This window comes from Acetobacter cibinongensis (assembly GCF_000963925.1).
GTDB lineage: Bacteria > Pseudomonadota > Alphaproteobacteria > Acetobacterales > Acetobacteraceae > Acetobacter > Acetobacter cibinongensis.
In genome coordinates this window covers 113,085-137,106 of record NZ_BAMV01000010.1, presented here as the reverse complement: position 1 = coordinate 137,106, position 24,022 = coordinate 113,085, and the positions used below count along the sequence as shown (strand labels likewise).

Below are 24,022 nucleotides of genomic sequence, written 5' to 3'. Positions count from 1 at the left end.
GGTTTATTCGGCCTTTTTCTTGCGCGTTGTGGTGGTACTTGCCTTTTCAGGCGCAGCTTTCTTGGCGGGCGCTTTTTTGGCTTTTGCCGGAGTTGCGTCCCCTTCGGCTGTTTTGGCCGCTTTGGTGGTGGTTTTCTTGGACGTGGTCTTGGTGGCTGTCTTCTTTTTGGCAGCAGCCCCTTTGGCTTTCAAAGGTTTTCCTTTTTCTGCCAGCAGCGCCACGGCGTCATCCAGCGTGACATCATCCATATCTGTGCCACGGGGAAGAGTAGCGACCATCTGCCCATGTTGCACATAAGGGCCAAAGCGGCCTTTACGCACCATAACAGGCTCGGCGTCTTTGGGGTGTGCCCCCAGAGTGCGGATGGAGGCCAGTTTTTTGGCCAGAGCATCCACAGCCCTGTTCAGGCCAATGGTCAGCACATCGTCGTCTTTGTCCAGAGAGCCATAGATGGCACCCATTTTGACATAAGGCCCGAAGCGGCCAAGTCCGGCCTCAATTGGTTCCTGAGTTTCAGGGTGTAGCCCCACAAGACGGGGGAGGGAGAGCAGCCCCACAGCCGTCTCCAGCGTGATTTTGTCCCCTTCCACGCCTTTGGGCAGAGAGGCCCGCTTAGGTTTGGCCTTCTTGTCATTGGGGTCTGGTTCACCCTGCTGCACATAAAGCCCCCACGGGCCTTGGCGGACCGTAATATCTTCGCCAGTGTCAGGGTGCTGGCCAAGAACGCGCATACCGTCCTTCAGGCCTTCGCTGCCCTCACCATCCTCGGCGCTATCGGCAGACAGGCGGCGGGTGAACTGGCATTCCGGATAATTGGAACAGCCAATAAACGCGCCATACCGGCCCAGTTTCAGGCCAAGGCGGCCCGTACCGCAGGCTGTGCAATGGCGTGGGTCTGACCCATCTGGCCGGGGCGGGAAGAAGAAAGGCCCAAGGTCTTTATCGAGTGCATTGAGCACATCGGTAATGGTCAGGTCTTTGGTATCAGCCACGGCTTGGGAGAAATGCTGCCAGAAGGAGGCCAGAACCTCTTTCCAGTTAGCCTGACCGGCTGAAATATCGTCCAGCAGTTCTTCAAGGCTTGCGGTAAACTTGGTGTCTACATAGCGCTCAAAGAAGGAGACGAGGAATGCTGTCACCAAGCGCCCGCGTGCTTCAGGGATGAAGCGGCGGTTTTCCAGCATGACATAGTTGCGGTCCCGCAGCACAGTCAGGATGGAGGCATAAGTGGAAGGGCGACCAATGCCGATCTCTTCCATCTTCTTGACCAGTGAGGCCTCGGAAAAGCGGGGTGGAGGCTGGGTGAAGTGCTGGTCTGCCTCTACTTTTTCCTGCTTTAGCGGGTCACGTTCCTGCATGGGAGGCAACATGCGGGAGTCATCATCCGCTGCTTTGTCGCTATCATCCCGGCCTTCGGTATACAGGCGCAGGAAGCCGTCAAACGTGATGATGGAGCCGTTGGCGCGCAATACGGTCTGGCCGGAAGGGCCAGAGATATCAACCGCAACCTGATCTAGTGCGGCAGATTCCATTTGGCTGGCTACGGCACGTTTCCAGACCAGTTCATACAAGCGGCGCTGATCTGGTGTCAGATATCCGGCAACGGAGGACGGTGTGCGGAACACATCTGTCGGGCGGATGGCTTCGTGGGCTTCCTGCGCATTTTTGGCTTTGGACGAATAATGCCGTGCCTGCTGCGGAACGTAGTCCGGGCCAATCTGCTTACCAATATGGCTGCGGATAGCGTTAATGGCCTCCTGTGCCATTTGCACACCATCGGTACGCATATAGGTAATAAGACCAACGGTTTCACCGCCCAGTTCAATCCCTTCATAGAGTTGCTGGGCTGTACGCATGGTGACCTGTGCCCCCATACCCAGCTTGCGCGATGCTTCCTGCTGAAGGGTGGAGGTGGTGAACGGTGGCTGCGGGTTGCGTTTGACCTTGCGCCGCTCAACAGAGGACACGGAGAGCGTTTCACCCTCAACAGTCTTCCGGGCGGCTTCCGCTAAGTCCGCAGTATTCAGGTCAAACTGGTCGAGCTTCTTGCCGTTCAGGTGGGTCAGGCGTGCGGTAAACGGGGCACCAGCGGGTGTGGTCAGGGCCGCGGCTACGGTCCAGTATTCGCGCGGCTGAAAAACCTCAATTTCCGCTTCCCGCTCACAAATCAGGCGGAGGGCGACAGACTGCACACGGCCAGCACTTTTAGAACCGGGCAGTTTACGCCACAGAACAGGAGAGAGGGTAAAGCCCACCAGATAGTCCAACGCGCGGCGGGCCAGATAGGCCTCGATCAGCGGAAAATCGAGCTCACGCGGGTGTGCCATCGCGTGTTTGATGGCGCTTTTGGTAATCTCGTTAAAGGTCACACGTTGAACATCAACGCCTTTAAGAACCTTCTTTTCTTCCAGCATGGACCGGACGTGCCAGGAAATGGCCTCACCTTCACGGTCCGGGTCAGTGGCCAGATACAGTGTCTTGGCACCGCGCAACGCCTTGATGATGGCGGCAACCTGTTTGGTGCCGCGCTCATCTGCTTGCCAGGACATGGCAAAGCCTTCATCCGGCCGTACGGATCCGTCTTTGGGTGGTAAGTCCCGGACATGGCCAAAGGAAGCCAGTACCGTGTAGCCATCACCAAGATATTTGTTGATCGTTTTCGCCTTTGCTGGCGATTCGACCACCACAACGTCAGTCATAGTCTCTCCGACCTGCCGGAAGCAGCACTTCAATCAGCCCTCTTGCCTGCCTCATTTGCCAAGGCAACGCGCCCTCCGGGAAGGAGCGTAATGCGCTCGGTCAACTCAAGTTCTGTCAGCGCAGTCAAGACGGCGGAAGCTGAGAACTGACAGTGCCTAACCAGATCGTCAACCGGTATGGGCGTAAAGGAGAGCAGATCAAGTAATTTTTCCTGCATAGTGGCATGCTGTACGGGTGGGGGACTTTGCGCAGGATCAGCGGGAGAGAAAGAATGAAATTCAGCAGATTTAGGCGGCTTCTGGCCTGAAACCCGGCTGGGCTGGCCTGATGTGGGGGGGGAGGTAAACAGGGTGTCAGCAGGACTGGGGTAAAAAACACGCTGACTCGTATTTTCTTGTGAAAGTGGACCGTGCGGAAAGGACGCGAAGCGGGAAAGGGGCGGCAGATGTGCCAGAATGTCAGCCGCACTTTCAGTCAGAATGGCTCCATGACGAAGCAGGTCATTACTGCCACGGCAGCGTGGGTCCAGTGGTGTGCCGGGAACTGCAAAAAGCTCTCGCCCATAGTCCAGCGCCAGCCGTGCGGTAATAAGGGTGCCGGAATGCAAGGCGGCCTCCACCACCACACACCCCAGTCCTAATCCGGCAATAAGACGGTTACGGCGCGGGAAATGGCGCGCGGTTGGAATGGTGCCAAGGGGCGCTTCCGTTACAACCACGCCCTTTTCTGCAATTTCTGCCTGAAGGCGTATATTTTCTGGCGGGTAGGGGCGGTCCAGTCCGCCTGCAATGGCGGCTATCGTCACACCTTTACGGTGCAACGCGCCCATGTGGGCGGCTCGGTCAATGCCGCGTGCCAACCCGGAGATGACTGTCAGGCCTGCTTCGACCAGATCCGTTGCCAGACTTTCTGCCAGCCGGACACCATGCACGGACGCATTGCGCGCCCCGACCAGACCAACGCCCGGTTTGCTGAGTGCGGCACGGTCTCCCAAAACAGATAAAACCGGCGGCGCGTCCGGGCAGGCCCGCAGTTGCGGGGGGTAAGCAGGGTCCAGCACAGTCAGGAACTGGCCACCCAGCTTCAGGGTCTGTTCAATTTCACGGGTTATCTGCTCAACCGGCGGGGGAGCGAAAGATGCCCGGCCTTTGATACGCAGGTGGGGTAGCGCTTCAACGGCCGATTGTGGCGTATGGTAGCGTTCTATCATCTGCCGCCAGCGCCCCGGCCCGATACCGTCGGTCCGGGCAAGGCGCAGGCAGGCCAGAAGATCTGTCACGCAGGCTGTCTCATTTTACCTTGCGCTCAACCCGAGGCTCTGTCCCGTTCAGGAGGCGGCCAATGTTGGCGTGGTGGCGGGCGAGCACCAGCACGCTGATGAGCAGTGTTGCCATTGGTTTGGGGGAGGTCTGGAAGCTGAAATCATGCAGCGCCAGCATCACCACAGGCATGATGACAAATGCGGCAATGGCTCCTGCTGAGGAAATGCGGGTCAGTTTGGCAAAACCCAGCCATGCAGCACATCCCACCAGCCCGGTGAGAGGAGAGAGGGCCAGTAAGGCACCAAGCCCCGTTGCAACCCCTTTGCCCCCGCGGAACCCAAGGAAAATGGGGAAGCAATGCCCAAAAACCACGGCTAGGGCTGTAACGGCTGTAATAGGTGCCGCAAAATCCGGCGGTGTCATGATCCATGCAATCACTACGGCCAGAAAGCCTTTGGCTGCGTCCAGCGCCAGTGTGGCTGCGGCAAGGTCTTTGCGGCCTGTCCGCAGCACATTGGTGGCACCAATGTTGCCAGAGCCAATTTTGCGCAGGTCTCCCGCGCCAGCCAGATTAGTCAGAATGAGGCCAAAGGGTACGCTGCCCAGGCAGTAACCAAGGAAGGCCATGGCAGCCATGAGCCAAAGCGCGTAGGTCGGCAGATTTTCCGTCATGCTGCTGTTGCCCCATACACAGCACGGCCCGCTTTCCAGGTACCCAGCACTTTGCCTTCCAGCGCACGGCCATCAAAAGGCGTATTTTGTGCACGGCCCGGTAGGGAGCCTGCTTCCACCAGCCAGCTCCGTTCCGGTGCAAACAGGCAGAGGTCTGCGGCGGCACCCTTGGCCAGAGTGCCTGCTTTTGAGCGCAGCAAACCGGCGGGTTTATGCGTAAGCAGGGCAATGGCCTGTGCCAGGGTGAGTGTGCCATCATGCACACGGCCCAATGTCACACCCAGCAGTGTGACCATGCCTGTACCGCCGGTTGCTGCTTGCGCAAAGGGCAGGCGCTTGTCATCAGCATCACGTGGCAGGTGGTCGGAGGCTATGGCGTCAATTGTGCCATCGGCCAGCCCAGCACACACCGCCAGACGATCAGCTTCGGACCGGAGCGGGGGGGAGAACTTGGCGTAGGTACGGAAGTCGCCAATCGCGTTTTCGTTCAGGTCAATATAATGCGGGGCGGTATCGCAGGTGACAGGGACGCCGCGGGCCTTGGCCTGACGGATCAGTTCAACGCCTTCCCCGGTTGAGACATGGCCGAAATGCAGGCGGCCACCCGTGAGTTCTGCAAGTCTGATGTCCCGCGCAATCATGATGGCTTCTGCTACGGTCGGAATACCCGGCAGGCCCATGCGGGTGGCAAGCTCACCCGCAGTTGCACAGCCAGAACCTGCGAGGGATGGTTCTTCCGGGTGTTGCACCACCATGGCGTTAAAGCCGCTGGCATAGGTCAGGGCCTGCCGCATAAGGCGGGCTGGGTCTATGGCGCGGGCGCCATCTGTAAAGGCAACGGCCCCTGCTTCGTTCAGCAAGCCAATTTCCGCCAGTTCCTGCCCTTTGCACCCTTTTGTCAAAGCGCCATAGGGCAGAATGGAAATGGCTCCTGTTTCCTCACCACGGCCACGCAGCAGCCTTACGAGGGCAGGGTTGTCAATGGCGGGTTCGCAGGTTGGTAAGACGGCAATGGTTGTGATGCCACCGGCGGAGGCAGCGCGTGCTGCGGAGGCTATGGTCTCACGATACTCGTGTCCTGGCTCACCAATTTCAACGCGCATATCCACAAGGCCGGGGCACAGCACAGCCCCGTGGCCGTCAATGATCTGTGCGTCTTCAGGCTTGCCTTCAGCACCGGCTTTATCCGTGGCTTCAATAACCCCGTTGCGAACTAGCAGGCGGCCCGGTTGGTCCAGTTCTGCGGACGGGTCCAGAAGCCGGACATTTTCAAAAAGGAGAGTGCTCATGCTGAGTGCCTGCTGCGTGTCAGGCGGTCCAGCACGGCCATGCGCACGGCAACGCCCATTTCCACCTGTTCCTGAATCACGCTCTGGTCAGAATCCGCGACCTGACTGTCAATTTCCACACCACGGTTCATGGGGCCGGGGTGCATTACCAAGGCATTGGGTTTGGCCAGCGCAAGCCTGCGATTGTCCAGACCATAAAAGCGGAAATATTCACGGGCACTCGGGATAAGCCCTGCGGACATACGCTCGCGTTGCAGACGGAGCATAATGACCACATCTACATCCTTCAGGCCTTCCTCCATGGTGTGAAAAACCTCCACCCCAAGGTGCCGAAGGGCGTTTGGCACCAGAGTAGGTGGCCCGACAACCCGCACGCGGCTGCCCATGGTGGTAAGAAGGTGAATGTCTGACCGCGCTACACGGGAATGGGCAACATCTCCGCAAATGGCAACGGTCAGGCCAGCCAGATGGCCACAATGGCGGCGAATGGTCAGGGCATCCAGCAGCGCCTGTGTTGGGTGCTCATGCGTGCCGTCCCCGGCATTCACCACGCAGGCTTCCACCTTCTGTGCCAGCAGGGCGGGTGCGCCAGACTGCGCATGGCGCACGACCAACAGGTCAGCCTGCATGGCGTTGAGGGTTGCTGCCGTGTCCAGCAGCGTCTCCCCCTTGTTCACGGAAGACTGGGCGACAGACATGTTGATAACGTCCGCCCCCAACCGCTTGCCCGCCAGCTCAAACGAGGTACGGGTGCGGGTACTGTCTTCAAAAAACAGGTTTATCAGGGTGCGGCCCCGCAACACGTCCCGCGAGACCTTGCGGGACCGGTTGAGCAGGGCATAGCTTTCGGCCAGATCAAGCAGCGGCTCAATCTGGTCCGGCGTCATGCCTTGCAGGCCAAGCAGATGCTGGGTGTGCCGGCCGGGAAAGCTAGGCATGCAGGGCTGCTCCAATACGGGCCAGAGTTTCGTCCTTACCCAAGGCAAAGAGCGTGGCATCAATGCCGGGGGACGTGTTGGACCCGGTTACGGCGGCGCGTACAGGCTGGGCAACCTGACCCAGTTTATGGCCTTCACGCTCCGCAAAGCGGCGCAGGGCGGCGTCAATGGCTTCTGGTGTGAAGTCTTCTACCGCTGCCAGTTCACGCGCCAGACCGTCCAGAATGGTCCGGGCTTCGGGGGTCAGAATTTTCTTGGCTTTATCATTGAAGGTCAACGGCACATGGCGGCCAAGGAAGGCTGCACTTTCCGTCAGTTCCACCAAGGTGCGGGCACGCTCTTTCAAACCGGGCATCAGGGCAAGAACGCGGGCGCGTACCGTGTCATCCGTCTGCACGCCTTCAAGGGCTTTCAGGCGGTTCATCACATCATCGGTCAGGCGGGTATCATCTGCCTGACGCAGCCACACGGCATTGATATGCAGCAGCTTGGCGTAGTCCATGCGGGAAGGGGAGCGGCCAACGCCATCAATGTCGAACAGTTTGATCTGTTCTTCACGGGACAGGATTTCAGCATCCCCATGGCCCCAGCCCAGACGCAGCAGGTAGTTGCACAGAGCTTCAGGCAGATAACCCTGTTCCCGGAATTCCACCACAGACTGTGCGCCATGGCGTTTGGATAGTTTGGCGCCATCCGGGCCGTGGATGAGTGGCAGATGGCCAAAGCGGGGCAGATCCCACCCCATGGCACGGTAGATCATGGCCTGACGGAATGTGTTGGTCAGGTGGTCATCCCCGCGGATAACGTGGGTAATGGCCATGTCATGGTCATCCACCACAACAGCGTGCTGGTAAGTGGGGGTGCCGTCAGAGCGCAGGATGATCATGTCATCCATTTCCGCGTTGGCCACGCGGACTTCGCCCTGCACAAGGTCGTTCAGAACAGTTTCGCCCTCTCGCGGGGCTTTGATACGAATGGCGTAGGGAGCACCTTCAGGCGCTTCAGAGGGGTCACGGTCGCGCCACATGCCGTTATAGCGGGGTGGCTGGCCATTTTTCATGGCGTCTTCGCGCATCTGCTTCAGTTCTTCTGGCGTGCAGTAGCACTTGTAGGCCAGACCTTTTGCCAGCAGTTCCAGCGCTACCTCAGCGTGGCGTGCCTGTCGCGTGCTTTGAAAAACAGGCTCTTCATCTGCCGTAATGCCCATCCAGGCCAGACCGTCAAAAATAACGTCTACTGCCTGTTGGGTGGAACGCTCACGGTCGGTATCCTCAATGCGCAGGAGGAACTCGCCGCCGTGATGACGGGCAAAAAGAAAATTGAACAGGGCCGCGCGGGCATTGCCAATGTGCAAAAGGCCGGTCGGACTCGGAGCGAAGCGTGTACGGATGGTCGTCATAAGGCGCACCCATATCACGCACGGGCGCGGGTAGCCATACGCTGTGGCGGCGTGGCGGCTGCCCATCTGTGCACAGGCGGTGGCTGTGTTACCTGTGTTTGACCGTATGGCACTCCGCCTGCTGGTCGAATACAGGCGTCTGGTGTTGTGGGTGCCCGTGGCCGTAGCGGCGGGGAGTGTGTGGTACTTCGCGCTTCAAACCGAGCCATCAGCATTGTGTGGTCTGGTTCTTCCTCTTGGTGTGGCCTGTGTCAGCAGTGTTGTGCTGTGGATGTGGCGGGGCACAGTCTGGGGGCGGGTTCTGGGTACGGGGTGCGCTGCCGTGGCCATCGGGTTTGCATCGGCATGGGGGGCGGCGCATCGCCATGCTCCCATGCCGGAACTCCCGCGCCGTGCGATAGAACTGAGCGGCACGGTCAGGCGTGTGACGCAAGGGGTGGCCCCAAAAACAGGCCTCGCAACCCGCACTATCGAGGTGGTAGCGGCACAGTTTGAAACCCCTCTCGATTCGGGAATGGCGCCTCTTCGCCGCAGCCTGCGCCTTAAATTAAGGCCGGATGATACCCAGCCTCTGTTTCCCGGAGAGACGGTCTGGCTCAGGGCCATGCTGACGCCACCTCCTTTTCCGGCGTATCCGGGAGGGCGGGATATGCAACGCGAGGCATGGTTTGCAGGCCTTGCCGGATATGGGCGCGTGCTGGACCCCGTTGAGCGCCTGAATACAACCACGCCCAGAGGCATCGGGTTTACAGTGCAGCTTGAGCCTGTGCGGGAGGCGCTTGATCAGCGTATTCGCGCCGTATTGCCTGGCGCTGTAGGGGCTGTGGCTACGACTTTGCTGACGGGAGAAACAGCCAGCATTCCACAAACTGTCCGTCAGGAGTTTGCGGTTTCAGGATTGGCGCATGTGCTCGCGGTTGCCGGGCTGCATCTGGGTCTTGTCATGACCGTGATTATGGTGGCGGCCAGACTGGCATTTGCCCGATGGGAGTGGGCCAGTTTGCGTTGGCCGTGCAAAGCACTGTCTGCCTTTGTCGCGCTAGGCGGAGGGGTTGGCTACGCCGCTCTTACCGGTTTGCATCTGCCAGTTATCCGCAGTCTGGTTATGGCAACGGTAGTTGTTGTTGGGTTGTCTATCGGGCGTCGGAGCGTGTCATTACGCGGGTTGGCGCTTGCAGCACTGGGTATGCTGGTGTGGCACCCGGAGTATGTGCTGAGTGCGGCTTTTCAGATGTCCTTTGTCGCAGTGATGGCGCTTGCTGCGGGCTATGAGGTTGCCGGGCCTAAACTTGCCGCCTTTCGGGCTTTGACCTTCAAGCCTGCGTGGTTACAACTGGCACATAGGGCTACACACCATGCTCTGGTCTTGGGTTTGACGAGCCTTTTGGCTGGTTTATCAACCCTGCCTGTTGTGATGGCGCATTTTGGCCAAATACAACCCTTCTTTGTTATTGCGAACCTGTTTGTCGTGCCTGTGATGGCGCTCTGGGTGATGCCGTTAGGCTTGGTGGCCCTCGTTCTGGTCCCGTTTCATGGTGAGGCATTGGCACTCATCCCTATGGGGTGGGGTGTGCGGCTTATTATCGCTTCGGCGCGTGTGGTAGTGCAGTGGCCTGCTGCCCGCATTATGGTGCCGGCAATGCCCCCCTGGGCTTTGGGGCTTATTATATTAGGGCTGTGTTGGCTGTGCTTATGGCGGCAAACATGGCGTTTCTGGGGGCTTGCGCCGGTTGGTGTTGGCTTGCTGGTCCCATTTGTGGTGTTGCGCCCAACCATGATGATTAGCCCGGATGGGGGTATGGTGGGGCTGTATCAGCAAAAAACACTGTGGGTTGGTGGCCAATCTCGCGATGCCGCGTGGCTAGGTGTCGCATGGCAGCAGGCGGTGGCAGCCCAAACCATAAAGCCGTTTCCCGTGCAGGATGAAGTGCTGGATGGCGCGTTAAGCTGCGATAGTGACGGCGAGGCAGGGCTGTGTTTTTTCTCCGCTGCTAACAAGGTCTTTTTGTTAAGGCTGCATGACCGCTCAGATGGGATGCAAGGTTTGCCTGATGCCGTTTGTAAAGGCGCGGATGCCGTTATCAGTTCTGCCCCGTTGCGCCAGTCCTGTCCGAATGTGCCGTTGCGGCTTGATCGTTTTTCCGCATGGCGAAATGGCGCGCAGACTGTGTTTGCGACCGCGAAAGCGGTTGACCTCCAAACAGACCGTGCGTGGCAGGGCACGCGGCCATGGGTTTTAAAACCCGGAGGGCATGGGCACCCTAATCTGCCGTTGGCGCAGGCAGAATAGAACGATTAACAGACCTCGACGCCCTTATTATCGGTGCGTCTAGGCGCTGTGTACGGATGGCCTGCCTTGCCTCTGACAAACCCACTTTTTAACGACCAGCAGGACAATGCGATGCTGTTCTGAGCATCATGCCGTTGCGAGACACCGTCCTGCTGGCAGCTAGAGTCTGTTTTAGTCTTGCACGTTTAGTCTTGCACGGTGTCGAACGCATCCAGCGCCCGGCTGGAATACACAAGAGCTGCACCGGCGTTCAGCGCTACCGCTACGCCCAGAGCCTCGGCTATCTCTTCCTTCGTTGCGCCAGCTTTTTTGGCGCCTACAGTATGAACCGCAATACACCCATCGCAGCGTGTGGTGACCGCGACTGCCAGAGAGATCAGCTCCCGCGTTTTGTCGTCCAGATGTTTTTTGTCTGGTTCAGGGGTTTCAAGGGTCTGTAACCCCTTGAGGGTATTGGGGGACAGTTTGGCCAGTACTTTTACGTTCTGGCTCAGGTGCGTGCGGTAGGCATTCCAGTCAGTCATGTGCTGTGTCCTGTTTTTGTTAACAAAAACCCTCTAGAATGCAGCAGAAAGCAGCGTGGCCTGTCACGACACGGTTAGGAGAGGTTCAGGCCCCTTGCTCAGTGGGGTGGCTCCCCGCTATCGGCGTAAGGTATGAACGAGAATAACAAGAACGAGGCACACACGGTGGCACAGCAAGGGCCTATGGCGGTTTATCAGGCGCGCATTGCGTCAGGCGACCTTACAAGTGACCCAGACCAGAAACGGGTAATTGAGCGGCTGGACCGGCTTTGGCAGGAGTTGGACCACATGCCAGCCCCTCAGCCAGCGGCCAAAGGGCTGCTGGCCGGGCTTGTGCAGCGCATTAAAGCGCCTGCGCCACCCCAGCACCCGCGTGGCTTGTATATTGTAGGCCGCGTTGGGCGTGGCAAAACCATGGTGATGGATCTGTTCTTTGCCTGTGCGCCGGTGCAACGGAAGGAGCGTATTCATTTTCTGCGCTTCATGCAGGATGTGCACCAGAAGCTTCATGCTCTCAAGGCTGCCAACCCCGGCATGACAGACCCTATCCCGCCGTTAGCTAAAACTATCGCAGGTCGGGCACAGCTTTTGTGCTTTGATGAATTTCAGGTGAATGACATTGCAGACGCCATGATTTTGGGGCGGCTGTTTGAAGCTCTTTTTGCCGCCAATGTTATTATTGTCGCCACGTCCAACACAGACCCTGGTGAGCTGTTCCAGAACAAGCCGGGGGCGGATGCTTTCAAGCCGTTCATTGCCATTATCAAGCGGGAACTGGACACAGTGGAGCTTGATTCGCAACGGGATTACCGCCGTGGGCGGCAGCAGGACCGGGAAACATGGCTTGTGCCCGCAGACAAGCGCGGCAAACAAAGGCTGGACGAGATTTTTACCCGCTATGCCGGGCAGGAAAAGCCCAAACCTGTGACGCTGGAGTTCAGTGGTCGTAGCTTTGAGGTGGATCAGGCTGCTGGCCCCGTGGCCCGGTTTGATTTCAACTCTTTGTGTGGAAAGCCCCGTGGTCCAAACGACTATCTGGCGCTCGCAAAGCAGTTCACCGTTCTGATCATAGATGACATTCCCAAAATGGGACAGGACGATGCCAACCTCGCACGGCGCTTCATTACCCTGATTGATGCCTTGTATGACAACGGGAATCTGCTGTTTGCCACGGCGGAGGCTACCCCTGACCAGCTCTTTACCACCGGTGATGGGGCGGATGCTTTTGCCCGCACCGCATCACGTCTTGCTGAGATGGGGAGCGAGAGCTGGCTGGCACAGGGTGCCAAGGCCGCACAGGCCGCACATGGCCTCTCAAGAGCGTGACAGGCGGCTCTCTTGTTCCCGATGCAGCAGCGGTCTAGCAAAATCACAGAGTGGCCAGAGGCACAGCGCCTTTGGCCGGAAGAACGAATGCATGAGTGCAGGAAGGATGCAGGGGCAGCATGTGTAGCGCTATAACCGGCACCTTTTCGTCACGACAGGGCAAGGCAGGGCATCCTGCACTGAGATGTGGGATGAAGAAAAACATGGTCCGGGTTTTGTTCGGGAATGACACAATGCAAGGCCACCAGTTCGGGCTGGCCCCGCAACGGGAAGGAGTCTGACATGGCAGCTTCAGATGTACTGGCAACGGCGCTTAACGGGGCCAATATTGCCTATCTTGCTGATCTGTACGCCCAGTGGGCCAAGGATCACAAAACAGTAGATCCCTCCTTTGATGAACTCTTCAGTTCTCTGGAAGAGGAAGAAGCCGCCGTCCTGAAAGACGCTGTAGGGCCGTCATGGGCTCCCCGTGCGTCCATCATTACGGGTGATGAGCCAGAGCCTGTGGCAAAAGGGGCCAAAGGCAGCGCTGTTGGTGGTCTGGCTGCTGAAGACAGCTTGGCGATTGCACGCCTTGTCCGGGCTTACCGGGAATATGGGCACCTTGAAGCCACGCTGGACCCGCTTGGCCTTAAAGTGCCTCAGCCCCGTAAGGAGCTTGCGCTCGCAACCTATGGTTTTGGCGATAAGGACCAGAATCGTGAGGTCTATATAGGCTCGCTGCTTCAACCTCTGCTCAAGGGGCCATCCGCCAAGATCAAGGACGTTGTTGCGTCCTTGCGCGGGGTCTATTGCCATACCATCGGCGCGGAATATCTCTATGCCCGCAATGAGGAACAGCGTGAGTGGTTCCGCCAACGTCTTGAAGGCGATAACTGGCAGAAAGCCGTTACACCCGAAGAGCAGAAAGCTATTCTGCAGAACCTGACTGAAGCCGAGGGCTTTGAGTCCTTCTGTCAGAAACGGTACGTGGGTGCCAAACGGTTTGGGCTTGAGGGCGGGGAAATTTCCATTCCCTCTCTGCACGCCATTATTGATCAGGGGGCCAGTCAGGGCGTCCGGTCTGTGACCATTGGCATGGCGCATCGTGGCCGCCTCAACACCTTGGTCAATGTGGTTCGCAAGCCCTATGTGGCCATTTTTAATGAATTTGCTGGTGGGTCTTTCAAGCCGGATGACGTCGCGGGTTCAGGCGATGTGAAGTACCATCTGGGCTCCTCCACGGATGTGGAAGTGGGCGGCCACTCCGTTCATATTTCGCTCCAGCCGAACCCGTCTCACCTTGAAGCAGTTGACCCGGTTGTGTGCGGCAAAGTGCGCGCTATTCAGGACGACACAGGCGATACGGAAAACCGCTCAGCGCACATGGGTATTGTTATCCATGGTGACGCAGCCTTTGCCGGTCAGGGCATTGTGTATGAGACATTCTCCATGTCTCAGCTCAAAGGGTACCGGACAGGTGGCACCATTCACATGGTGGTCAACAACCAGGTTGGGTTTACAACCAACCCTGAAAACGGTCATTCCGGCGTTTACGGCACGGATGTCGCCAAAGCCATTGAAGCGCCTGTGCTGCATGTGAATGGTGATGATGCAGAGGCGGTTATTTATGCCTCCCGTCTGGCAGAAGATTACCGGCAGGCCTTTGCCAGTGACATCGTGCTGGATATCGTCTGCTATCGCCGCCACGGGCACAATGAGACGGACGAACCTGCTTTCACGCAGCCGGTTATGTACAAAGCCATTGCCGAGCATGAAACGCCACACGCACTATATTCCAAGCGCCTTATCGCCGCAGGTGTGGTGACGGAGGCTGACGTAAAAGCACAGTGGGATGCGTTTTTTGAACGGCTGGATGCGGACTACAAAGCCGCACAGTCCTACAAGGTGAACAAGGCTGACTGGCTGGAAGGTGGCTGGTCCGGCCTGACAGCGCCAACTGGCAAGGTGGAAAGCGCCTACCCGGAAACCGGGATTGCACAGGATAAACTGAAAACCATTGGGGCAGCGCTGGCCACTGTTCCTGATAATTTTGACCTGAACTCAAAAATTGCCCGTCAGCTTAAAGCCAAGGCGGCTATGTTTGAGACCGGCGAAGGGTTTGACTGGGCAACGGGTGAAGCACTGGGTTTCGGTTCTCTTTTGCTGGAAAACCACCGTGTGCGTCTGTCTGGTGAAGACTGCCAGCGTGGCACATTCAGCCAACGCCATGCCACACTGATTGATCAGACTAATCAGAGCCAATACACGCCGCTCAATCATATTCAGCCTGAGCAGGCAAAAATTGAGATCTGGAACTCGTTTCTTTCAGAATACGGGGTGCTCGGGTTTGAATACGGATATTCGCTCCGTAACCCGCAAACACTCGTGTTGTGGGAAGCCCAGTTTGGGGACTTCTCCAACTGTGCACAGGTTATTATTGACCAGTTCATAGCCTCAGGTGAAACCAAATGGCTGCGTATGTCCGGCTTGGTCATGCTGTTGCCACACGGGTACGAAGGGCAGGGGCCAGAACATTCTTCTGCGCGTCTGGAGCGGTATTTGCAGTTGTGTGCGGAAGACAACATGTTTGTCTGCAACATTACAACGCCAGCAAACTACTTCCACGCCCTGCGTCGCCAGTTGAAGCTGGATTATCGTAAACCTTTGATCCTTATGGAGCCAAAGTCTCTGCTGCGTCATAAGCTGGCAGTCTCTGCTCTGACGGAGTTTGGGCCGGGTACGCGCTTCCAGCCTGTGCTGGGAGAAATTGACGCTCTGGCTGCGGATGCCGAGATTGAGCGTGTCGTGCTGTGTTCTGGCAAGGTCTATTATGACCTGCTGGCAGAACGGCGCGAGAAAGAGCTGAACAAGGTAGCCATCCTGCGTCTTGAGCAGCTTTATCCGTTCCCTGAAGCCGCCTTGGCTGCTGAACTGAAGCGCTATCCGAACGCGCAGGTTGTGTGGTGTCAGGAAGAAACGGAAAATGGCGGAGCTTGGCACTTTGCTGACAGACGTATCGAAAAAGCACTTGTCGCTGCCAAACATAAAGCAGGTCGTCCAGCTTATGTGGGGCGTGCTGCGGCCGCCAGCCCTGCAACGGGTCTTGCCCGTATTCATGCTGCGGAGCAGGCTGACCTCATTGCCAGAGCGTTGGGCGTGAAGAAAACAGACTGAAATACGGAACTGTCTGAGCAGGTCATCCATGCTTGGAAAACGGATGAGAAACGACAGGTGGGCTCTGGTGTATAAAACCCCACCGGTGCATGTTTGAAGAAAATGGGGATAGAGATGTCAGTCGAGATCAAGGTGCCGACACTAGGTGAAAGCGTTACCACTGCAACCATTGCTAAATGGCTGAAAAAAGCCGGCGATGCCGTGGCTGCGGATGAACCGATTGTTGAGCTTGAAACAGACAAGGTCAGCGTTGAAGTGTCTGCCCCGCAAGCTGGTGTGCTCGGCACGGCAGCGGTGAAGGAAGGGGACGAGGTGGAAGTTGGTGCGGTGCTGACAACACTGGAACCCGGTGCCGGTGGCAACAAGCCTTCAGCACAACCAGCCCCTGCTGAAAAAACGACTGAAAAGCAGGCTGCTCCCGCAGCACCGGCTCCTGCCGCTGCCCCAGCCGACAAAAAAGCTGCTCCGGCAATAGATGCCGCTGCGGCTCTCCCCGCTGCACGCAAACTTATGACGGAAAACAACCTGAGCGCAGATCAGGTTGGTCAGGGTTCAGGCCTGAACGGGCGCATCACGAAGGGTGACGTCCAAAGCTTCCTGTCCCAGCCTCCGGTCGCCCAGCAGCAGGCGGCCCCCAAACCCCCACGGAATGATGACCCCCGTGAAGAGCGCGTGAAGATGACGCGCCTGCGCCGGACCATCGCCCGCCGCCTGAAAGACGCTCAGAACACGGCTGCTATCCTGACAACCTTTAACGAGGTTGACCTGTCCGCCGCCATGGAACTGCGGGCGGAATATCAGGACTCATTCGTGAAAAAACACGGTGTGAAGCTGGGCTTTATGTCCATTTTCTCCCGTGCTGTTATTGCTGCGTTGAAAGAGTTTCCTGCCATCAACGCGGAAATTGACGGCGAGGACGTGATTTACCGTGACTATGTCAACCTTGGTATTGCTGTTGGCGGACCAAATGGGTTGGTTGTTCCGGTTATTCGCGATGCTGACAAACTTGGTTTTGCACAGATTGAAAAAGCCATTGGCGGTTTTGGTAAGGCAGCGCGTGAAGGGACATTGAAAATTGATGACCTTTCCGGCGGTACCTTCTCCATCACCAACGGTGGTATCTATGGGTCTCTGCTGTCCACACCAATCCTGAACGCGCCGCAGTCCGGTATTCTGGGCATGCACTCCATTCAGGAACGCCCGGTTGCTGTAAAAGGGCAGGTTGTTATTCGTCCGATGATGTATATTGCGCTGTCTTATGACCACCGCATTGTGGACGGGAAAGAAGCAGTCAGCTTCCTGGTCCGTATCAAACAGAACGTGGAAGACCCACGCCGCCTTCTGATCGACGTCTGAGAACCGGTGACAGGCGGGGGCAATCATGGCCCCGCCTGTTTTCTCTTATCTGACCCTGAACGCAAGCGAGACGAGATTCATGCCAATCGAAATTAAAGTACCTTCCCTTGGGGAAAGCGTGACCACAGCCACGGTCGGGAAATGGCTGAAACAGCCTGGCGATGCGGTCAAGGCAGATGAGCCACTGGTAGAACTGGAAACAGACAAGGTCAGTGTAGAAGTTCCATCCCCTGCTGATGGTCGGTTGGAGAGCCACGCCGTTGCGGAAGGCGATGAGGTTGATGTAGGCGCAGTTCTTGCACTGCTGGAAAAAGGTGCTGCCGGAAACGCGGCCGCTGCCAAGCCAGCTCCCGCTAAAACAGACGCAAAACCAGCAGCGCCCCAAGCCAAAGCTGCACCCGCCGCAGAAACCCCGAAAGAGACTGATTACGACGTTATTGTCATTGGCTCTGGCCCTGGTGGATATGTTGGCGCTATTCGTGCCGCGCAGCTTGGCTTCAAGGTGGCGTGTGTTGAAAAACGCGCAACCCTTGGCGGCACCTGTTTGAATGTGGGGTGCATTCCCTCCAAGGCGCTCTTGCAGTCTTCTGAAAACTACCACGCTGCTGGCCATGATTTTGCAGCCCATGGCGTTGTGATTGATAGTGTAAAGCTTGACCTTGCAAAAATGCAGGCCCGCAAAGCTGATATCGTAGAAGCCAACACCAAGGGTGTTGAGTATCTTTTCAAGAAAAACGGCATCACTTGGCTCAAGGGTCACGGTAAGGTTGAAGGCACGGGCCGCATCACGGTCGATGGTAAAGCTGTTACGGCAAAACACATTATCATTGCGTCCGGCAGTGACAGTGCCAACCTGCCCGGTATTGAAATTGACGAGAAAGTTATTGTCACCTCCACAGGTGCGCTTGAACTTTCATCCGTACCAAAGCGGCTGGTGGTCATTGGCGGCGGTGTGATTGGCCTTGAGCTTGGCAGCGTGTGGGGCCGCCTTGGCGCAGAGGTTACGGTTGTTGAATTCCTTGACCGTCTGGTTCCCGGTACGGACAAGGAAGTTGCCACCCAGTTCCAGAAACTTCTGGTGAAACAGGGTTTCAAAATGAAGCTGGGTCATAAAGTGACCAAAGCCGAAAAAACCAAGACAGGCGTTACCCTGACGGTTGAGCCATCAGCCGGTGGGCAGGCCGAAACGCTTGAAGCTGATATTGTTCTGGTGGCAGTGGGCCGCACGGCGGCCAGCAAGAATATGGGCCTTGAAGAAGCCGGTATTGAGCTGGATAAACGGGGCCGCATTGTCACAGACGCTCATTTTGCAACCAATGTACCCGGCATTTACGCCATTGGGGATGTGATTGCAGGCCCCATGCTGGCCCATAAAGCAGAAGAAGAAGGCGTTGCTCTGGCCGAAATTCTGGCAGGGCAGGCAGGGCACGTTAATTATGACGCCATCCCCGGTGTTATTTATACGTGGCCGGAAGTTGCATCTGTTGGTTTGACAGAAGAGCAACTGAAGGAAAAAGGAACCGAGTACAAAACCGGCAAATTCCCCTTCATGGCAAACGGGCGTGCCCGGGCGCTGGGCATGACAGACGGATTTGTGAAGGTTCTGGCCTGTAAGAAAACAGACCGCGTACTGGGCGTGCATATCATTGGCCCGGCAGCGGGTGAACTGATTGCAGAGGCAACAATGGCAATTGAATTTGGCGCATCTGCTGAAGATATTGGCCGCGTATGCCATGCACATCCAACCTTGAGCGAAGCCGTGAAAGAAGCCGCCTTGGGGGCTGATGGCCGGTCACTGAATATTTGAAGATTTCCTTCTTTGGGGAAGGGGTGCCATAGTCTTCTGGCATGAATGACAGGAGTATATGGCGTGCACGGAGCAAAAGGTCCGATCTTGCTTTTTCTGGCGGGCAGTTTGCTCCTTGTGCCAGAACTCACTCAGGCGCAGGAGCAGGATACCTCTAAGGTTCCGCCCCCTGTTGCCGATACTGCCGGGCACCAAGGTGCCGCAGCAGACAGGGAGGGGGCACCCTCTCCCGTTATTATTCCCGAATCGGTTACAGAGGCGGCGCCTGCGCTGCAAATTCCCTCCCTCCCAATTTTGACGGAGGAGCAGGCGCGTGCGGAAGCAACAGTGCTCAACCATGCCTTCCGGCATGAAGTACCTGCTGCCGTTAAGGTGCCTACCGTGCGGAAAGAGGCATGGGTTTCCCTTGCCCAAAAGGAACTGACGGAATCCGGCTATCCGCTCGATCGGCCTCAGGTTGTTATTGTGGTGGACCGTAATCCGGCGGTGCAGAGGCTGTGTATTTTTCTGGCGTTGCCGCATAGCTCTGACTGGCAGGTGATAGGCAGTACAAAGGTCTCTACAGGCACAACAGGCCGGAAATTTTATTACATTACGCCTACGGGGGTTTTCCAGAATACGGCTGATATTCTTGGTTATCGTGCTTTGGGCACCAAGAATGAAAACGGTATTATGGGCAACGGCATCAAGGGGATGCGCGTGTGGGATTTCGGGTGGCAATGGGCCGAAAAAGGCTGGCTACCTAGCCGTGAAAAAGGGCAGATCCGGCTGGAGATGCACGCAACAGACCCCGTTTATCTGGAAAGCCGGTTAGGGCACACGGCGTCTGAAGGCTGCATTCGTATTCCGGCGGCTCTGAATGTGTTTTTTGACAAGCATGGGCTGATTGATGCGGAATATGAGCGCATGTCAGCTATTGATGAACGCTTCAAAGCGCTTCTGCGGCCTGACCGCACGCCCTCTCCTCTGGCGGGAGCTAGCGTAATTGTGGTCGATACCGCAGATATGCCAGAGGTTATGAGCGTGAATACAGCAGATGCCAAAAGCACGACTAAACCGCACGGTGCGGCCTCAAGAGGTTAAAAGTCTGGAAAGCGGGCTACGCCCCGAGCGGGTCCCGTTTTTTTCAGAAATGTGAACGGATATTTAAAGCTCAAGAGGTAGTGAGAGGCAGGCATCCCGTAAGGAGAGTGGTATAACGGTACGCAGATGTTGTAACAACACGCGTTTAGAGCACTTTCCCTTACCGGAGTTCCCGCTTCCATGACCCAGATCCAGCCTCAGGCTGACCAGTCTTTACTCAGCAGCCTTAACGCCATTGTTGGCAGCCATCATGTGCTGACGGGAGAGGCTGAGACGTATCGCTTCCGGCATGGTTTTCGGTTTGGCTCCGGGAATGTTCTGGCAGTTGTGCAGCCCGGTTCTTTGATTGAACTGTGGCGCGTGGCGCAGGCCTGTGTTCAGGCAGACAAAATTATTATCATGCAGGCGGCCAACACGGGGCTTACCGGTGGCTCAACGCCTGATGGCAATGACTACGACCGTGAAATTGTGTTGATCAGCACGCTCAGGCTGACAGGGAGCCACCTGATTGGTGATGGCAAGCAGGTTGTCTGCCTGCCCGGAGCTACCTTGTATGAGCTTGAAAGCAAGCTGGCTGCCATAGGGCGTGAACCCCATTCTGTTATAGGGTCCTCCTGCATTGGGGCTTCGGTGCTGGGGGGAATTAGCAATAACTCTGGTGGCGCACTGGTGCAGCGTGGCCCAGCCTATACAGAGATGGCGGTGTTCGGGCAGGTTGCGGAAGATGGGCAACTCCGCCTGGTCAACCATCTGGGGATTGATCTGGGTAATGACCCGGAAAGTATTCTTGCAAAATTGCAGGCTGGGACTTTCAGTGATGCCGATATCCAGTGGGATGCAGGGCATGGCCATGACGGGCATTATATCACCCATGTACGCGATGTAGATGCCGATACACCGGCACGCTATAACGCTGACCCTGCACGTTGGCATGAGGCCGCAGGCTGTGCAGGCAAACTGGTGGTGTTTGCTGTACGGCTGGATACGTTCCCGGCCAACAAAAACGCCAGCGTTTTCTACATTGGCACCAACAGCACAGATGAACTGGAAGATTTGCGGAGGCATGTTCTGACCGCGTTTGAGGAACTGCCCATCGCTGGCGAATACATGCACCGCGATGCGTTTAATATTGCGGAAAAATACGGCAAAGACACCTTTGCGATTATTCGCAAATTTGGCACGGCTTTCCTGCCAAAAATGTTTGCCATGAAATCCCGTTTCGACATTTTCACGAAAAAATTTGGGTTTCTGCCTGAAAATCTGAGTGATCGCATCATGCAGGCGCTCAGTGCCTTTATTCCTAACCAGTTGCCGGAACGGATGCTCGACTACCGTAATAAGTATGAGCATCATCTCATGCTTAAAGTGACGGAAACCCTTGCACCTGCCATGCGCAGCTACCTGGCTGACTATTTTAGTAAGGTGACTGGTGCGTATTTTGAATGCACACCCGATGAAGGGAGCCGAGCCTTCCTGCATCGTTTTGCTGCGGCCGGGGCGGCCGTGCGGTATCGTGCCGTACACCACCGCGAGGCGGAAGATATTGTGGCGTTGGATGTGGCTCTACGGCGTAATGACCGCGAGTGGTTTGAAACACTGCCGCAGGAGATTGAAGACAAGATTATCGTCAAACTCTACTACGGTCATTTCCTATGCCACGTCATGCATCAGGATTACGTCATTAAAAAAGGCTACAATGCCGTTGCTGTTGAGCACAGCATGTTGCCTGGGCTTGACCAGCGCGGGGCTCGTTACCCGGCAGAGCATAATGTGGGACATCTTTACGAGGCACCAGAAGACATGCTGGCGCACTATCGTACACTGGACCCATGCAACTGCTTTAATCCGGGTATTGGGCAGGCAACCAAGAAGCGCAACTGGGTTGCGGAAAGCGTTTAAGCATTTATTCTCCGCTCTCCCTTCTGTGGGAGCGGAGACGTAACAGGCGTAAAAAAAGGCGTGCAAAGCGAAAGCCTTGCACGCCTTTTTAATAATCAAACTGTATCTACTTTTTCGGGAGCCGAAAGACAGTGGAAACAGTCATATTTTACAGGCCAGCAGGAACCTTACCGCCGTTTTCAACTAGCTTCTGGCGAACCTGTTTGATCAGCCAGACATTCATGGTTGCGGAATCGTTGGTGTCACCGGTGTAACCCAGCTCCCCAGCCAGCTTTTTGCGAGAGTCGAGGGAGCTATCGAGGCCCAGCAGTTTCAGCAGGTCAACGATGGACTCTTTCCAGTTCAGGTTCTGGCCGTTTTTTGCAGCCATGTCAGCCAGAACGGCATCAATGTTCACTGGTGTGCCTGCAGGCGGGGTTGCTGCTGCACCGGCAGATGCATCGGTCGGGACAGCAGCAGAGGTTACTGCTGCAGCGCCTGTGGTGCTGTCAGGTGTAGCGGCTTTTGCATGGTGAAAAATGGAAGACAGAATGGAGCCAAAAATGCTCATGCTCAAGTTCTCCTTGCTAATAGTACCCCAACACAGTGACCAAAAAATATGGCGTAATGACGTCAGGGTCTGTGCGGGTTCAAGTATATAACACCGCTTAGGGTTGCATAGGACGAGAAATAAAAGTTTAAATTAACTTTAGTTAATCAAGTTAGCTTTGGGCGTCTATCTGTTTTTTGTATTTCTGAACAACACAGTTATGGGCCGTCCGTGAATACATGTCGTTTATTTTGAATTTGCATCATAAAAAAAGCGCAGAGCATGAAGCCCTGCGCTCTTGTCTGGCGCGGTGCAAAAGCAATCCGCGGCAGATGTTTTATTAGTAGCGGTATTCTTCGTGTTTGAACGGGCCATTGACTGGCACGTCAATGTAGTCAGCCTGTTTCTGGCTCATTTTGCTCAGCTGTGCGCCAACTTTTGCAAGATGCAGGGCGGCTACTTTTTCATCCAGCTTCTTCGGCAGGGTGTAGACTTTAACGTCATACTTGCCAGCAGGTGCTGTCCACAGTTCGATCTGTGCCAGCGTCTGGTTGGTGAAGGAGGCAGACATCACGAAGGAAGGGTGGCCTGTAGCGTTGCCAAGGTTCACCAGACGGCCTTCTGACAGAACAATCAGGCGTTTGCCGTCAGGGAAAACAACTTCATCAACCTGCGGTTTGATGTTGTCCCATGTGAAGTTACGCAGGCCACCAATCTGAATTTCAGAGTCAAAATGGCCGATGTTGCACACAATGGCGCGGTTCTTCATAGCGCGCATGTGGTCAACCGTAATGACATCCACATTGCCTGTTGCTGTCACGAAGATATCGCCGCGTGGGGCTGCATCTTCCATGGTCACAACTTCATAGCCTTCCATGGCGGCCTGAAGGGCGCAGATCGGGTCAACTTCCGTGACCAGAACGCGGCAACCAGCATTACGCAGGGATGCAGCGGAGCCTTTGCCCACGTCACCGTAACCAGCAACTACGGCAACCTTGCCAGCCATCATCACGTCCGTGCCACGGCGGATGGCGTCAACAAGGCTTTCACGGCAGCCATACAGGTTATCAAATTTGGATTTGGTAACGCTGTCGTTCACGTTGATGGCTGGAACCTTCAGCGTGCCTTTTTTCTGCATTTCCCACAGGCGGTGTACGCCCGTTGTGGTTTCTTCAGAAAGGCCTTTTACCTCAGCCAGCAGTTCTGGGTACTGGTCGTGCATCATGACCGTCAGGTCACCACCATCGTCCAGAATCATGTTCGGGGTCCAGCCGTCCGGACCTTTAATGGTCTGTTCAATGCACCAGTTGAACTCGTCTTCTGTCAGGCCTTTCCACGCAAATACGGGAATGCCGGCAGCAGCAATGGCAGCAGCAGCATGGTCCTGCGTGGAGAAAATGTTGCAGGAAGACCAGCGAACCGTAGCACCCAGAGCTGTCAGTGTTTCAATCAGAACAGCAGTCTGAATGGTCATGTGCAGGCAGCCTGCAATGCGCGCACCCTTAAGGGGCTGGCTTGCACCATATTCTTCGCGCAGAGCCATCAGGCCGGGCATTTCGCCTTCGGCAATGGAAATTTCCTTGCGGCCCCATTCTGCCAGGGAAAGGTCTTTTACCTTATAGTCAGTCATGTCTGTCCTGTATCTTATAGGTCGTAATGGTGCGTTTCTATACAGTGTGAGCGGCGTACAGGCCAGCTATAACCGGTCGGTTTCCTGTTTAATACGGGCTGCGGCTTGCATGGTGAGGTATTTTCTGGTCTGCAAAAGGCCTCCAAAGCATGGTGCAGAAA

General features: G+C 56.4%; 16 protein-coding genes. 7 read left to right on the top strand and 9 right to left on the bottom strand.

Annotated elements, in window-relative coordinates; translation table 11 throughout:
- Positions 1–3: 3 nt before the first annotated feature.
- Genes topA through gltX form a run of 6 tightly spaced genes read right to left on the bottom strand, consistent with a single transcriptional unit; the run spans position 4 to position 8,261 of the window.
- Positions 4–2,700 carry a type I DNA topoisomerase gene (topA, locus tag Abci_RS06350; RefSeq protein ID WP_048838304.1) on the bottom strand — a complete coding sequence of 899 codons (2,697 nt, stop codon included), beginning with the start codon at positions 2,698–2,700 and terminating at the stop codon, positions 4–6.
- Positions 2,701–2,729: 29 nt separating this feature from the next.
- A complete protein-coding gene (gene dprA, locus Abci_RS06345) occupies positions 2,730–3,980 on the bottom strand; it encodes a DNA-processing protein DprA (protein WP_244877601.1) in 1,251 nt (416 codons plus the stop codon).
- 10 nt (positions 3,981–3,990) lie between these two features.
- Positions 3,991–4,635 carry a glycerol-3-phosphate 1-O-acyltransferase PlsY gene (plsY, locus tag Abci_RS06340; protein ID WP_048838303.1) on the bottom strand — a complete coding sequence of 215 codons (645 nt, stop codon included), beginning with the start codon at positions 4,633–4,635 and terminating at the stop codon, positions 3,991–3,993.
- Positions 4,632–5,924: a dihydroorotase gene (locus Abci_RS06335; RefSeq protein WP_048838302.1), complete on the bottom strand. Its 1,293-nt coding sequence runs from the start codon at positions 5,922–5,924 to the stop codon at positions 4,632–4,634. Before Abci_RS06335 ends, plsY begins: the two co-directional genes overlap by 4 nt.
- A complete protein-coding gene (locus Abci_RS06330) occupies positions 5,921–6,862 on the bottom strand; it encodes an aspartate carbamoyltransferase catalytic subunit (RefSeq protein ID WP_048838301.1) in 942 nt (313 codons plus the stop codon). Before Abci_RS06330 ends, Abci_RS06335 begins: the two co-directional genes overlap by 4 nt.
- Positions 6,855–8,261 carry a glutamate--tRNA ligase gene (gene gltX / locus Abci_RS06325; protein ID WP_048838345.1) on the bottom strand — a complete coding sequence of 469 codons (1,407 nt, stop codon included), beginning with the start codon at positions 8,259–8,261 and terminating at the stop codon, positions 6,855–6,857. Before gltX ends, Abci_RS06330 begins: the two co-directional genes overlap by 8 nt.
- 85 nt (positions 8,262–8,346) lie before the next feature.
- On the opposite strand from gltX, the gene Abci_RS06320 reads away from it, so the two are divergent.
- Positions 8,347–10,551 carry a ComEC/Rec2 family competence protein gene (locus tag Abci_RS06320; RefSeq protein ID WP_244877600.1) on the top strand — a complete coding sequence of 735 codons (2,205 nt, stop codon included), beginning with the start codon at positions 8,347–8,349 and terminating at the stop codon, positions 10,549–10,551.
- A gap of 185 nt (positions 10,552–10,736) precedes the next feature.
- Here Abci_RS06320 and Abci_RS06315 read toward each other — a convergent pair whose 3' ends face one another.
- A complete protein-coding gene (locus Abci_RS06315; protein ID WP_048838300.1) occupies positions 10,737–11,075 on the bottom strand; it encodes a carboxymuconolactone decarboxylase family protein in 339 nt (112 codons plus the stop codon).
- Between the two features lie 132 nt (positions 11,076–11,207).
- Between Abci_RS06315 and zapE the strand changes: the two genes are divergently transcribed.
- The 6 genes from zapE to dld all read left to right on the top strand — a co-directional run bounded on the left by zapE (position 11,208) and on the right by dld (position 21,702).
- Positions 11,208–12,401 carry a cell division protein ZapE gene (gene zapE / locus Abci_RS06310; RefSeq protein ID WP_048838299.1) on the top strand — a complete coding sequence of 398 codons (1,194 nt, stop codon included), beginning with the start codon at positions 11,208–11,210 and terminating at the stop codon, positions 12,399–12,401.
- Between the two features lie 282 nt (positions 12,402–12,683).
- Entirely contained in the window at positions 12,684–15,557 is a 2,874-nt protein-coding gene (locus tag Abci_RS06305; RefSeq protein WP_048838298.1) for a 2-oxoglutarate dehydrogenase E1 component, read from the top strand.
- A gap of 114 nt (positions 15,558–15,671) precedes the next feature.
- Positions 15,672–16,913 carry a 2-oxoglutarate dehydrogenase complex dihydrolipoyllysine-residue succinyltransferase gene (gene odhB, locus Abci_RS06300; RefSeq protein WP_048838297.1) on the top strand — a complete coding sequence of 414 codons (1,242 nt, stop codon included), beginning with the start codon at positions 15,672–15,674 and terminating at the stop codon, positions 16,911–16,913.
- A 79-nt stretch (positions 16,914–16,992) separates the two neighbouring features.
- Positions 16,993–18,720, top strand: a complete 1,728-nt coding sequence (gene lpdA, locus Abci_RS06295) for a dihydrolipoyl dehydrogenase (RefSeq protein ID WP_048838343.1) — start codon at positions 16,993–16,995, stop codon at positions 18,718–18,720.
- A 45-nt stretch (positions 18,721–18,765) separates the two neighbouring features.
- On the top strand, positions 18,766–19,803 hold the full coding sequence (locus Abci_RS06290; RefSeq protein WP_048838296.1) for a L,D-transpeptidase: 1,038 nt from the start codon (positions 18,766–18,768) through the stop codon (positions 19,801–19,803).
- A gap of 180 nt (positions 19,804–19,983) precedes the next feature.
- Positions 19,984–21,702: a D-lactate dehydrogenase gene (dld, locus tag Abci_RS06285; protein WP_048838295.1), complete on the top strand. Its 1,719-nt coding sequence runs from the start codon at positions 19,984–19,986 to the stop codon at positions 21,700–21,702.
- A gap of 148 nt (positions 21,703–21,850) precedes the next feature.
- Here dld and Abci_RS06280 read toward each other — a convergent pair whose 3' ends face one another.
- Positions 21,851–22,252, bottom strand: a complete 402-nt coding sequence (locus Abci_RS06280) for a DUF3597 domain-containing protein (protein ID WP_048838294.1) — start codon at positions 22,250–22,252, stop codon at positions 21,851–21,853.
- Positions 22,253–22,571: 319 nt separating this feature from the next.
- Positions 22,572–23,861 (bottom strand): adenosylhomocysteinase, encoded by a 1,290-nt coding sequence (ahcY, locus tag Abci_RS06275; protein ID WP_048838293.1) that lies wholly within the window; start codon positions 23,859–23,861, stop codon positions 22,572–22,574.
- Positions 23,862–24,022 lie beyond the last annotated feature (161 nt).